The organism is Bradyrhizobium sp. JYMT SZCCT0180 (genome assembly GCF_018130165.1).
GTDB lineage: Bacteria > Pseudomonadota > Alphaproteobacteria > Rhizobiales > Xanthobacteraceae > Bradyrhizobium.
Genome location: NZ_JAFCLZ010000001.1, coordinates 165,684 through 177,695 on the forward strand (window position 1 = coordinate 165,684; position 12,012 = coordinate 177,695).

Consider the following 12,012-nt stretch of genomic DNA (forward strand, 5'->3'; position numbering starts at 1 on the left):
CCCGACCAGGCGGCGTATCCGGGAATACCCAAGGTTCCACCATCATGAAAAAACAGATCCGGCTCAACGCCTTTGCCATGAACTGCGTGGCGCATCAATCGCCCGGGCTGTGGACCCATCCGCGCGACCGCACCCTTGACTATAATCGCCTGCCCTATTGGCTCGATCTCGCCAGGACGCTGGAACGCGGGCGTTTCGACGGCCTGTTTCTCGCCGACGTGTTCGGCGTCTATGACGTGTTCGGCTCCAGCCCCGACGCGGCGCTGCGCAACGCCGCGCAGACCCCCTCGAATGAACCCTTGATGCTGATTCCGGCGATGGCGGCGGTGACGAAGCATCTCGGCTTCGGCGTCACCAGCAATCTGTCGTTCGAGCCGCCCTATCCGTTCGCGCGGCGGATGTCGACGCTCGATCACCTCACCGAGGGACGGGTCGGCTGGAACGTGGTGACCGGCTATCTCGACAGCGCCGCGCGCGGCGCCGGCAAGGACAAGCAGACCGCGCATGACGACCGCTACGAGATCGCGGACGAATATATGGAGCTGGTCTACAAGCTCTGGGAAGGCAGCTGGGAAGACGCCGCCGTGTTGCGCGACCGCGCGCGCGGCATCTTCGCCGATCCTGCCAAGGTGCATCCGATCTCGCATGAGGGCAATCATTACCGGCTCAATGCGATTCATCTCAGCGAACCGTCGCCGCAGCGCACGCCGGTGCTGTACCAGGCCGGCACCTCGCCGCGCGGCCGGCAGTTCGCGGCCCGGCACGCCGAATGCGTGTTCATGTCGGGCCCGTCGGCCAAGATAATCGGGCCGCGCGTGTCGGCGATCCGCGCTGAGGCCAAGGCAATCGGGCGCAACCCGGCCGAGATCCTGATGTTCTCGATGATGACGATCATCCTCGGCAGCACCGAGGCGGAGGCCAAGGCGAAATACGCCGACTATCGCAAGCACATCAATCCCGAGGGCGCGCTGGCGCTGATGTCGGGCTGGACCGGCGTCGATTTCTCCGGCTACGACCTCGACCAGCAGGTCCGCCACGTCCAGAACGACGCCGGCCGCTCCGCGCTCGACAACGTCACCCGCGCCGATCCGGATCGGGTCTGGACCGTGCGCGAAGTCATCGAACATGTCGGCATCGGCGGCGCCGGACCCGTCGTGGTCGGCACGCCCGAGAAGGTCGCCGACGATATCGAGGCCTGGTTCGAGCAGACCGACGTCGACGGCCTCAACGTCGCCTTCGCCACCTCGCCCGGCGATTTCGAGGATATCGCCGACATGCTGGTACCCGAATTGACCCGGCGCGGACGATACAAGAGCGCGTATGCCGAGGGCACGCTGCGCGAGAAGCTGTTCGGCGAGGGCCGCGCCAGGCTGACGGCGCAGCACCCGGCGAGCCAGTATCGGCCGGGTACGCGGGTGAAGGCGGCGGAGTAGACCGTCTCGTAGTCCGTAGGGTGGGCAAAGCGAAGCGTGCCCACCATTGGAGACCGAGATCTGGATGGATGGTGGGCACGGCGCACGTGCGCCTTTGCCCACCCTACGACAGCATTCAATCAATTCACCGAATTACTCACCACCACCTCGATCAGCTTGGTGCCGGGGCGACCAATCGCCGACGACAGCACGGACTTCAACTGGCCTGGATCGGTGACGCGAATAGCTTCCAGCCCGAGCGATTTGGCGAGCCCGGTGAAATCGACCGGCGGATCGACGAAGTCCATGCCGACATAATGGTCGTCGCCGTGGAAGGCGAGCAGGCGCTGCTTGATGATGCGGTAGCCGCCATTGTTGACGATGACGAAGGTCAGCGGCAATTTGTGGTTCGCGGCGGTCCATAGCGACTGGATCGAATACATCGAGCTGCCGTCGCCGGAATAACACACCACCGGGCGCTCGGGATTGGCGAGGCTGACGCCGACCGAAGCCGGCAGGCCCCAGCCGATGCCGCCCGAGGCCAGCGCGTGATAGCCGTAGCGGTCGCGATGCGGGCGCAGCGCCAGGATTTGCCGCGACGACGTCAGGCCTTCGTCGACCAGGATCGCATTGTCAGGCATCGCCTCGACTACTTGCAGCGCCAGCCAGTCCGGATCGATCGGCGATTTGGTACTGGCCTTCGATATCTGTTCGATCAGCGGCTTCCGTTTCGCGGTCCAGTTCTTTGGGGCCAGCGCGGCCACGCCCTGCTTCGCACGCGTCTCCAGCGCGCCGCCACCGGCCGATTTCAGCGCCGGAATCAATGCGCGCAAGGTTTCCTTGACGTCGGCCTTGAGCGCGATCTCGGCGCTATAATTCTTGGCGAGGTCCCAGTCGACCAGACCGATCTGCACGATGCCGAGCCCATCGGGCAGCGGATCGACTTCGCTGTAGACCGACATCCGCAGCGGATCGGCGCCGAGCACGATCATCAGATCGTACGGCGACAGCACCTCGCGAACCTGCTTCTGCAGGCGCGACAGCGCGCCCATGAAGCACGGGCTTTCCGACAGGAAGTGCGCGCCGTAGGGCGTCGAACATTGATAGGCCGGCGCGCCGATCGCCTCCGCGAACTGCGCGGCTTCCTTGAGCGCGTCGCTCTTGACGATCTCGTCGCCAGTGATGATGACCGGCCGTTCGGCTTTGAGGATGCGCGCGACCAGCGCCTGCAGCGCCTCGTCCGATGGTTTGACGCGGGTATCGACGCGGGTGGAGCGGCCGAGCTCGATGCCGGCTTCGGCATTGAGGATGTCGCCCGGCAGCGAGATGAACACCGGTCCGGTCGGCGGCGTAGTTGCGATCTTGGCGGCGCGGCGCACGATCCGCGGCAGGTCCTCCAGCCGCGTCACCTCGACGGCCCATTTCACCAGCGGCTCCGCCATCTGCACCAGCGGGCCATACAGCACCGGCTCCATCAGCCCGTGGCCCTGCTCCTGCTGGCCTGCGGTCAGGATCATCGGCGTGCCGGTGAAGGCCGCGTTGAACAGCGAGCCCATCGCGTTGCCGAGCCCGGGCGCAACGTGGACGTTGCAGGCGACGAGCTTGCCCGAGGCACGGCTGTAGCCGTCGGCGATCGCGACCACCAGGCTCTCCTGCATCGCCATCACATAGGTGAGGTCAGGATGATCTTTCAGGGCGTGCATGATCGGCAGTTCGGTGGTGCCGGGATTGCCGAACAGATGCGTGACGCCCTCGTCCTTCAGCAACGCGAGAAAGGCCGAGCGCCCGGTAATGCGATTTTTCATACTTCCTCCTGCCCGAGGTTCGTTGACCTTTCGGGATCACGCCATCATGACGATCGGCAATGATGAGATCAAATGGAGCACGGTCATGGCTGCATTGCGCTGACGAATCCCGCGATCGTGTCCCGGACGCGGTGCAGCGCTTCTTAGCGATGCACCGCAGAGCCGGGACCCATATTCTTGCACGCCCAGCCTCAATGGGCCCCGGCTCAGCAGCGCAGCATTTCATGCTGCGCAGCGTCCGGGGCACGAGTGCGGTGATGACGACACTCAAAACATCCCCTCGCGATCAGCGCGTTTCTTCTTTTTCGAGCGCTGCCAGACCACGCCGGGATAACCTTTCAGCGGCACCAGCGGCTCGCCGGTGTAGGCCCATTCCTGCAATTCCTCGATCGCGATGTGGTAGAGCGGCTGGCGGCCGGTGCGGCCGGTGAACAGCGCGCGCGGAATGTTGACCATGTGCGGCGAACGCGGCCGCTCATAGGCGATCGGCGTGCCGCAGCTGTTGCAGAAGCTGCGCGCGGTCTTGGTCGCCTTGTCTTCATAGCGCGTGATGGACGTCTTGCCCTTGGTGATGCGGAAGCGCTTGCGCCAGCTTCCGACATAGGTCGCATAGGCCGCGCCATGGGCGCGGCGGCTCGACGGCGTATGATCGTGCCAGGCCCAGCGCGCCGGCACGTCGATCTCGAAGCAGACTTTGCCGCACAGGCATTGGCCGGCGGCGGGTTTTCCCACCGCCACCGGTTTTGCCTTTTTCTTTTCCGTTACTTCCTCTTCCGGAAACATGCTCGGTCCTCTCGGCGATCATGTAGCCCGGATGAGCGCAGCGACATCCGGGAGCGCTGGTGAGACCGGTCCCGGATGTCGCTTCGCTCATCCGGGCTACAATCTCCTCACGCCTGCGCCAACTCGTCGTGCGCGGGGTAATCGGTATAGCCGGCGACGTCGCCGCCATAGAAGGTCGCGCGGTTATACGGCGTCAGCGGGAAGCCGCGTTGCAGCCGGCGCGGCAGGTCCGGATTGGAAATGAAGACCCGCCCGAACGCGATCGCATCGGCATGGCCAGCGGCAATCGCGGCATTCGCCGCCTCGCCGGTGAAGCCGCCGGCCGTGATCAGCACGCCTTTCCAGATGGGGCGGAACAGTACCATCGCCGACGGCACGTTCTGATGGTTGACCTCGGCGCGGCCGGCGCCGCTGGAGCGCGGTTCGATGAAATGCAGATAAGCGAGGCCGAGCGGATTGAGCGATTGCACGACATGGCCATAGAGCGGCATCGGGTCCGGCTCGCCGCTGCCGTTGGCGATTCCATACGGCGACAACCGCAGGCCGACGCGGTTCGCGCCCCACACCTCGACCACGGCCTCGGTCACTTCCATCAGGAAGCGCGTGCGGTTTTCGATTCCGCCGCCATATTGATCGGTGCGCAGATTGGTGTGCGACTGCAGGAACTGCTCGATCAGATAACCGTTGGCGCCATGGATCTCGACGCCGTCGAAGCCGGCGGCAAGCGCATTCTTCGCCGCCTGCCGGTAGGCATCGACCACGCCGGGGATTTCGGATGTCTCGAGCGCGCGCGGCGTCTCGTAGGCCACGGCTTTGCCGTCGGCCGTCCCGGTCTTCAGATCGGGCGGGATCGCAACCGCCGAGGGCGCCACCGGCAGCACGCCGCCGGGTTGGAACGAGGAATGCGAAACGCGGCCGACATGCCAGAGCTGCAGGAAGATCACGCCGCCCCTGGCGTGAACGGCATCGACGACCTTACGCCAACCCGCGATCTGCTGTTCCGTATAAATTCCGGGGACGCCGGGGCTGCCAAAACCCGTCGCCATCACGGGCGAGGCTTCGGCTATCAGCAATCCGCCCGGCGTCGCGCGCTGGGCGTAATATTCCGCGTTCAGCGGCCGCGGCGCGAGGCTGGGCTTTTCCGCCCGCATCCGCGTCAGCGGCGCCAGGGCGAGACGATGCTTGAGCTGGTAGGGACCGATCTGCAGCGGGGAAAACAATGATGGGTAATTCATGCCGGTGTGGAACTCCAAAGTATCCGTATTCATACGAGTATGTAACTGGTTCCGCTTGCCCGTAAAAGACTGGAGCAGCTTTTGTTTTGAAAGCGAAGCGGTAGCCCCGCTTGAAAACGTATTGTGAGCAAGCATTTCATGTCGAGATCGAGTGCGAAGTCGCTCCCTTCCCTCAGCGTTCGCATCGATCTGGGTGCAGACGCCCGGATCGGGCCGGGCAAGATCCAGCTGCTGGAGAACATCCACACCTGCGGCTCGATTTCGGCCGCCGGCCGCGCGATGGAGATGTCGTACAAGCGAGCGTGGGATCTGGTCGACGAGATCAACCGCATCTGCCGGCAGGCCGCCGTCGAGCGGCAGACCGGCGGCAAGAACGGCGGCGGCGCGGTGCTGACGTCGTTCGGCATCTCGCTGGTCAAGCGCTACCGCAAGATCGAACGCAACGCCGCGAGCGCGGCGCGCAAGGAGTTGCAGGCGCTGCGCAGCGAGATCGGCCGGAAGAAGCGGGCGGGGTAGTACTACTCGTCGTCCCGGCGAAGGCCGGGACCCATACGCCGTGACGCTCGTTGTTATAGAAGGCATCTAACGCCAGCACTCTCACCGATGGGCCGCGGAGTATGGGTCCCGGCTCAAGGCCGGGACGACATAGACCTTCGCTAACCCGTCTTGATCCAGACCGCCTTGACGTTGAGATACTCCTCAAGGTGCTGCTTGCCTGACTCGCGGCCGTAGCCGCTCATCTTGTAGCCGCCGAACGGCACCGCCGGATCCATCGCCTGGTAGCAATTGACCCAGACCGAGCCGGCGCGCAGCGATTTTGCAATCTGATGCGCCTTGCTGACATTGGTGGTCCAGACGCCGCTGCCCAATCCAAACGTGGTGGCGTTGGCCCGCGCGATCAGCTCGTCAGTGTCCTTGAACGAGATCGCCGAGATGACGGGTCCGAAGATTTCCTCCTGCGCGATCCGCATATTGTCCTGCACGTTGGCGAACACCGTCGGCGCCACGAAATAGCCCTTCGACAGCGCGCCCTCGGTCAGCGGCGTACCGCCAGTCAGCGCCTTGGCACCCTCCTGCTGGCCGATCGAGAGATAGCCGGAGACGCGCTTCATCTGCTCCGCCGACACCAAGGGTCCGATCTGGGTATTCGGATCGAGTCCGTTGCCGACCTGCAGCTTCTTGCCGAATTCGGCGACGCGGCCGACGAACTCGTCATAGATCTTGTGCTCGACGAACAGCCGCGTGCCCGCGCTGCAGATCTGGCCGGAATTGGCGAACACCGCCATCGCCGCGCCCGGCACCGCCGCATCGAGGTCGGCGTCGGCGAACACGATGTCCGGCGACTTGCCGCCGAGCTCCAGCGACACCCGCTTGAGGTTGCCGGCGGAGGCCCTGACGATGGCTTGCCCGGTCACATGCGAGCCGGTGAAGGCGACCTTGTCGACGCCGGGATGCGAGGACAATGCCGCGCCCGCGGTCTCGCCGTAACCAGGCACCACGTTGACGACGCCGGGCGGGATGCCGGCCTCCATGCAGAGTTCGGCCAGCCGCAGCGAGGTCAGCGGCGATTCCTCGGCCGGCTTCAGGATCACGGTGCAGCCGGTCGCGATCGCCGGACCGATCTTCCAGACGCTGGCGCTGAGCGGGCCGTTCCAGGGAATGATCGCGCCGACGACGCCGACCGGCTCCTTCAGCGTGTAGGAGAAGATGTCGCCGGGCAGCGAGTTCTCGATGGTCTCGCCATGCAGCGCGGTCGCCTGGCCCGCATAATACCGGAGCATGCCGAGCACGCGCAGCCGGTTGCCACGGGTGCGGCTGATCGGCGCGCCCATGTCGAGCGTATCGAGCTGCGACAGCTCCTCGAAATTCTTCTCGACGAGATCGGCGAGCTTGAGCAGCAGGTTCTGCCGTTCGAACGGCTTGACCTTGCTCCACGGACCCTCGAAGGCCCGCCGGGCTGCCGCGACCGCGCGGTTGATGTCCTCGGCGTCGCCCTCGGCTACCGTGGCGAGCAGTTCGCCGGTCGCCGGGTTATGAGTCTCGAACTTCTTGCCGGAGGCCGCGTCGACCCATTGGCCGTCGATCAACATCTTCTTGTAGGAACCATCCGCATAGGGGTGGCGCGTGATCGGAATTGCCTGTGATACAGCCATGTATTTACTCCCTTGGATCGACAGCCGTTTTTGTGATGAAGATCGTTATATCTGGATAACTATATCGTTGGACTCCGAACCGTAAAGCGGAATGAGCCGCCGGAAGCGGGACGGGAAATGAAGACCTGCCATGCCGGTTCGTACGTGCCGATATTGTCCTGATGAAGATTTGCGCCGATAAATAGTGTAACCCGATTTGTGTCCGGAGGAAGTCTGCATGCCACATCCAGCCATGTCCACCAATCATGTCGCCGTGATCACTGGAGGCGCGTCCGGCATCGGGCTCGCGGCCGCGATGCGGTTCGCCGGCCTCGGCATGAAGGTCTGCATTGCCGATATCGGCGCCATCAGGCTGGCGGAGGCTGCCACAAAGCTGTCGCCTGTCGCCAAGGGCGGCGACGCCGATGTGATGACCGCCGAGGTCGATGTCAGCCGGTTTGAGGACGTCGCCAGGCTCGAAGCTGCGGTGCAGAAGCGGTTCGGCGGCACCGATATCCTGATGAACAATGCCGGCATCGGTCCCGACAGCAACAGCTTTGGTCCGCTGGAGAACTGGCAGCGCATTCTGAACGTCAACCTCTGGGGCATCATCCACGGCACCCAGGTTTTCGCGCCGCACATGATCGAACGCTGCCGGCCCGGGCTCATCATCAACACCGGCTCCAAGCAAGGTATTACGACGCCGCCCGGCAATCCCGCTTACAATGTCTCTAAAGCCGGCGTCAAAGCGCTGACCGAGGCGCTGCAGCATGAACTGCGCAACACCGAAGGCTGCCGGATCAGCGCGCACCTGATGATCCCCGGTCATGTTTTCACCGCCCTCACCTCCCGCGGCCGCACCCAGAAACCTGATGGTGCCTGGACGCCCGAGCAGACCGTCGATTTCATGATTGAGCGCATCGATGCTGGCGATTTCTACATCCTCTGCCCTGACAATGACGTGCCGCGGCAACTCGACGAACGGCGCATGCTGTGGGCCGCCGGCGACATCGTCGAAAACCGCCCGGCACTGTCGCGCTGGCACAAGGATTACGCGGAGGCATTTGCGCGGTTTGTGAAGGGCAGATGATTTCACTCGACGTCGTCCCGGCGAACGCCGGGACCCATACGCCGCGGCGGATGTTGTTTGCAGAAGGTCTCTATTGCCAGCGCTCCAATCGACGGGCCGCGGCGTATGGGTCCCGGATCGCGTTCGCTGCGCTCACTTGTCCGGGACGACGAAAATTGTTCTCGCGACGCATTGCGCCCGAGCTTTGCTGGAAACTTCCCGCCCTCCTCAAACAGAGGGCGCAGGGAAGACCGGGTGCGCGCTGCACCCGCGGTCCCGTGTGCGGTTTGCACTAAGTAGGCTGCACACGAGCATACAGGGCAGCGGAGAACACCCGGCCTTCCCTGCGCAATGGCTTTACGGCTTATGCCGTGATCTCCCCGGAGACGAGTTCTTGGTTGACTCCGTCGCTGCCGTTTCCGCTCGCGCTTCTCCGACAGCTTGACACCGGCAACGGGTGCCAGGACCACACGGTTTTGCCGTACGCCTGTCCACGCCATCGTCAGGCGTGAACCAGCGTCCACCGCATCCCGCCGCGCGTTCGTGACGGTGCGCAACGCCCCTCTTGTCGGGCGGGACGCGACGATTCAAACCGCTGATTTGCCCGACGAGGGAAGCGGAATTTTGCCCGTCGGGTTAATTTGTCGCAGTTCTCTCCGTCATTCCCCGATGCGCAATTGCGCATCTGAGGGCTCGCAACTTGTCCGCCGAAGCTCGCAGAGCGTAGGCGGAAGCGAGAGCCCGGAATCCATCGGGCGACGACACATGCGGCCTGATGGATTCCGGGCTCGCGCTACGCGCGCCCCGGAATGACGACAGGAGAGAGTCGTGATATGAGTACTGGCCAACTCGCGCGGGAGCGGCTTGTGAAAGCATTCGGTCTGGCTGTCATGCTGGGCGTCATGGTGACGCTGTCGCCGGCGTGCGCGCTTGAGGTGAGCGGGACTTCCGGCTTTCTCGGGGAATGGGAAGTGACTGCCACGGTCACGGAAACGGCATCCGGGCGCATCAGGGACTACCGTGGCCCGCTCGTGCTGAAGCATATCGGCCTGTGCACGCAGGACGGCCCGGTGGAGAAAAAGGGCGAAATGCGGCTGCAGATTTCGGCTTCGTCCCAATTGAACGCGACATTGTCGATGCCGGGCACCGAATGCACGGCGAGCGGACCATTGTCCGATGGCTACAACGGCACCATGACCTGCTCCGATCGGCAGGTCATTCCGCTTCGGCTCCGGGTGAAATAACCAAGGCGGACGCCACTGGCTAGAGTGTGATGACTTCTCTTCGATCCGTCATCCCACTCTAGCTCTTTGTTTGAGCATGACCTTTTCGGAAAACCGGTTCCCACTTTTCCGGATCATGCTTTAGCCGCCGGTTATGCCGGCGACGCGCAGGCCCGCGACGAACCGGTCGATGAAGCCCTGATCATTGCAGAAGAAGAGCTCCTGCCGCGCGGTATCCGTTTTGTAGCCCGGCTTGCGTTGCAGCAGTTCAGCGGCCACCGCTTCGGCCTGAGCCTTTTCGCCTTGACGGCCGAGCGCGGCCGCCAGGGTCGCAAACGCCCGATACGGGACATTGGGCTGCCGGGTTGCCCTGCGGGCAAACTCGACGGCGATGTCGTACTCACCGAGCGAGAAATGCGCCCAGGAGCGCACGTGGTGGAAACTCCAAAGATGGCTGTCGCGCGGACTGAGCATGGTCGCTCGATCGAGCAGCGTTTCCGCTTCGATCTCCCGCCCGTACCACAATAGATTGAACCCTTGCGCAAAATACCCTTGCGCAAAGCTTGGATTGAGTTCCAGCGACAGGTCGATCGCCGCCAGCGCTTCATCATTCTGACGGTTCAGGCACAGCGCGCGGCCGAGCACGCAGTGACAAAAACAATCGAGGTCGTCGAGCGCCACGGAGACACGCGCCTGGCGCAACGCCGTCTCCAGCCGCGCCGGGCGATCCCTGGGCTCGTCATACAGCGCGCGCTGAACATTGACGTAGCCGAGCGCGCCATGGCCGCGGGCGAAATCCGGATCGGCTTCGAGCGCGCGCTTAAAATAGACCTCGGCCTGGTCAAACCCCGGTGTGGTAAATCGCCATAAATTCCATAGGCCGCGCTGGTAGCAATCCCAGGCATCCAGGCTTTCCGGTGCCTTGCGGGCAGCCAGCTGCTGCTCCACCTTCGACAGCTCCGGTTCGATCGTGGCCGCGATCTGCCGCGCCATCTCCTCCTGGATGTCGAAAATATTCTCGAGCTGAAGATCGTATTTGTCGGACCAAAGCTGTTTTCCGTCCGCAGCCCGGGCCAGTTCCGCCGTGATCCTGACCGCGTCGTGACTCTTGCGAACACTGCCGGACATCACATAACTCACGCCGAGCTGGGCACCGACCTCACGCGCATCGACCACGCGCCCCCCGAATCCCACCGTCGAGTGGCGCGAGATCACGGAAAGCCAGCGATTGCGGGCCAGCAGGCGGATGATGTCTTCGGTCAGGCCGTAGCTGAAATAGTCGTTCTCCGGGTCATTCGACATGTTCTCAAACGGCAGCACCGCGATCGACGATCGCGCGATGGCTTCCGCCTTCACGACTTCCGAGACGACATCGTCGAGATGAGACACGTCGGTGGCAATCGAGACCCGCGCGGGAGCGACACCCGCCGCAGCGCCATCGTCAGGCGCAAGCCGGACCGCATCGGCATCGGACGCTGCGACCGCCTGAACATCGCCGACGAACCGGAAGCCGCGCCGGTGCAACGTCCTGATAAAAAGCTGATCCGTTCCGTTGTCGCCAAGCACGCGTCTGGCGCCATTGATGCGGCTGGAGAACGCGGCTTCCGAGATCACCCGGCCATGCCAGACCGTGTCGATCAACTCATCCTTGCTGACGACCCGGTCATGGTTGCGCACCAGGTGAACAATGACATCGAAGACCTGAGGCTCGATGTGGACGGACACGCCCTCGCGGCGCAGCTCGTGTTGACCAAGGTCGATCTCGAAATTGGAAAATCGGTATCTCATTACCACCTCAGCGGAGGCCGCGCCACAATCCTCAGCATTGCAGATCGAAATCAACCTCTGGCGGAGGAAAAACCAACGTCTCCTGAAGGAGTCCGCCAAGCGTGAGGGCGCATCTCAATTTACAGACGGGTCAAGGATCATACAACCGGAGACGCCACATGATCGGCTCATCTGATTTCCACGCTTACGGATATTCCGCCAGACGGCCCGTTGCCGCACGGCAACGCGGCCAGCATCATGCAATGTGGGCGCTTGCGCCGTTCCAGTCCACGACGGTGCCAACCCTGCTGAGGAAGATCCTCGTCATGGCCGCGCGCCTGAGGCGATTCCTCAATGGCCAGGTGGCGGCCGCGATCGCCCACCAGGAGCGAGAGGCCGCGTCAATCGCGCAGCGAAAGCTCGATCAACCCCGGCTGGACAAGACGCGGATCTACTGCGGCCCGCTCGACCAGATCGTGGCCGCAGCGAGGCAGCGCAAGCACGCCGCCTGACACGGCTTGAACGAAGCGATTTCCGAGCAACTGCATACTTCAAAGGAGACTGAAGATGTCGATTACGATGCAAA

10 protein-coding genes and 1 pseudogene are annotated in these 12,012 nt (G+C 63.6%); 5 read left to right on the top strand and 6 right to left on the bottom strand.

From position 1 onward, the window contains the following. Nucleotides 1–44 precede the first annotated feature (44 nt). A complete protein-coding gene (locus JQ641_RS00760; protein ID WP_211993829.1) occupies nucleotides 45–1,433 on the top strand; it encodes an LLM class flavin-dependent oxidoreductase in 1,389 nt (462 codons plus the stop codon). Nucleotides 1,434–1,552: 119 nt separating this feature from the next. On the opposite strand, the gene JQ641_RS00765 is transcribed toward JQ641_RS00760, so the two are convergent. The 3 genes from JQ641_RS00765 to JQ641_RS00775 form a co-directional block, all read right to left on the bottom strand. Beyond that, on the bottom strand, nucleotides 1,553–3,217 hold the full coding sequence (locus tag JQ641_RS00765; protein WP_211993830.1) for a thiamine pyrophosphate-binding protein: 1,665 nt from the start codon (nucleotides 3,215–3,217) through the stop codon (nucleotides 1,553–1,555). A gap of 267 nt (nucleotides 3,218–3,484) precedes the next feature. Then, a complete protein-coding gene (locus JQ641_RS00770; protein WP_249150123.1) occupies nucleotides 3,485–4,000 on the bottom strand; it encodes a GFA family protein in 516 nt (171 codons plus the stop codon). A 107-nt stretch (nucleotides 4,001–4,107) separates the two neighbouring features. After that, the gene (locus JQ641_RS00775; RefSeq protein ID WP_211993831.1) at nucleotides 4,108–5,235 is read right to left on the bottom strand and encodes an alkene reductase; all 1,128 of its coding nucleotides are present in this window, start codon (nucleotides 5,233–5,235) and stop codon (nucleotides 4,108–4,110) included. 138 nt (nucleotides 5,236–5,373) lie between these two features. On the opposite strand from JQ641_RS00775, the gene JQ641_RS00780 reads away from it, so the two are divergent. Continuing rightward, nucleotides 5,374–5,751: a winged helix-turn-helix domain-containing protein gene (locus tag JQ641_RS00780; RefSeq protein ID WP_211993833.1), complete on the top strand. Its 378-nt coding sequence runs from the start codon at nucleotides 5,374–5,376 to the stop codon at nucleotides 5,749–5,751. Nucleotides 5,752–5,891: 140 nt separating this feature from the next. Here the strand turns inward: JQ641_RS00780 and JQ641_RS00785 are convergent, their stop codons facing one another. Beyond that, nucleotides 5,892–7,388 (bottom strand): aldehyde dehydrogenase family protein, encoded by a 1,497-nt coding sequence (locus tag JQ641_RS00785; protein WP_211993834.1) that lies wholly within the window; start codon nucleotides 7,386–7,388, stop codon nucleotides 5,892–5,894. Between the two features lie 217 nt (nucleotides 7,389–7,605). Here JQ641_RS00785 and JQ641_RS00790 point away from each other — a divergent pair, with 217 nt between their 5' ends. Together JQ641_RS00790 and JQ641_RS00795 are read left to right on the top strand one after the other, a co-directional pair. Further along, the gene (locus JQ641_RS00790) at nucleotides 7,606–8,457 is read left to right on the top strand and encodes an SDR family NAD(P)-dependent oxidoreductase (RefSeq protein WP_211993838.1); all 852 of its coding nucleotides are present in this window, start codon (nucleotides 7,606–7,608) and stop codon (nucleotides 8,455–8,457) included. A gap of 812 nt (nucleotides 8,458–9,269) precedes the next feature. Continuing rightward, on the top strand, nucleotides 9,270–9,680 hold the full coding sequence (locus JQ641_RS00795) for a hypothetical protein (RefSeq protein WP_211993840.1): 411 nt from the start codon (nucleotides 9,270–9,272) through the stop codon (nucleotides 9,678–9,680). Between the two features lie 120 nt (nucleotides 9,681–9,800). On the opposite strand, the gene JQ641_RS00800 is transcribed toward JQ641_RS00795, so the two are convergent. Beyond that, nucleotides 9,801–11,015: a tetratricopeptide repeat protein gene (locus JQ641_RS00800; RefSeq protein WP_249150124.1), complete on the bottom strand. Its 1,215-nt coding sequence runs from the start codon at nucleotides 11,013–11,015 to the stop codon at nucleotides 9,801–9,803. Between the two features lie 204 nt (nucleotides 11,016–11,219). Further along, nucleotides 11,220–11,447 (bottom strand): annotated as a pseudogene (locus JQ641_RS38815) (winged helix-turn-helix domain-containing protein); the annotation flags it as partial. A 158-nt stretch (nucleotides 11,448–11,605) separates the two neighbouring features. On the opposite strand from JQ641_RS38815, the gene JQ641_RS00805 reads away from it, so the two are divergent. Beyond that, nucleotides 11,606–11,938, top strand: a complete 333-nt coding sequence (locus JQ641_RS00805; protein ID WP_211993844.1) for a hypothetical protein — start codon at nucleotides 11,606–11,608, stop codon at nucleotides 11,936–11,938. Nucleotides 11,939–12,012: the final 74 nt, after the last annotated feature.

What these genes read in the sequence shown, in the direction of transcription:
- JQ641_RS00765 (WP_211993830.1), bottom strand. Translation starts at nt 3,217, where the DNA reads ATGAAAAATCGCATTACCGGGCGCTCGGCCTTTCTCGCGTTGCTGAAG.
- JQ641_RS00760 (WP_211993829.1), top strand. Translation starts at nt 45, where the DNA reads ATGAAAAAACAGATCCGGCTCAACGCCTTTGCCATGAACTGCGTGGCG.
- JQ641_RS00795 (WP_211993840.1), top strand. Translation starts at nt 9,270, where the DNA reads ATGAGTACTGGCCAACTCGCGCGGGAGCGGCTTGTGAAAGCATTCGGT.
- JQ641_RS00775 (WP_211993831.1), bottom strand. Translation starts at nt 5,235, where the DNA reads ATGAATTACCCATCATTGTTTTCCCCGCTGCAGATCGGTCCCTACCAG.
- JQ641_RS00770 (WP_249150123.1), bottom strand. Translation starts at nt 4,000, where the DNA reads ATGTTTCCGGAAGAGGAAGTAACGGAAAAGAAAAAGGCAAAACCGGTG.
- JQ641_RS00790 (WP_211993838.1), top strand. Translation starts at nt 7,606, where the DNA reads ATGCCACATCCAGCCATGTCCACCAATCATGTCGCCGTGATCACTGGA.
- JQ641_RS00785 (WP_211993834.1), bottom strand. Translation starts at nt 7,388, where the DNA reads ATGGCTGTATCACAGGCAATTCCGATCACGCGCCACCCCTATGCGGAT.
- JQ641_RS00805 (WP_211993844.1), top strand. Translation starts at nt 11,606, where the DNA reads ATGATCGGCTCATCTGATTTCCACGCTTACGGATATTCCGCCAGACGG.
- JQ641_RS00780 (WP_211993833.1), top strand. Translation starts at nt 5,374, where the DNA reads ATGTCGAGATCGAGTGCGAAGTCGCTCCCTTCCCTCAGCGTTCGCATC.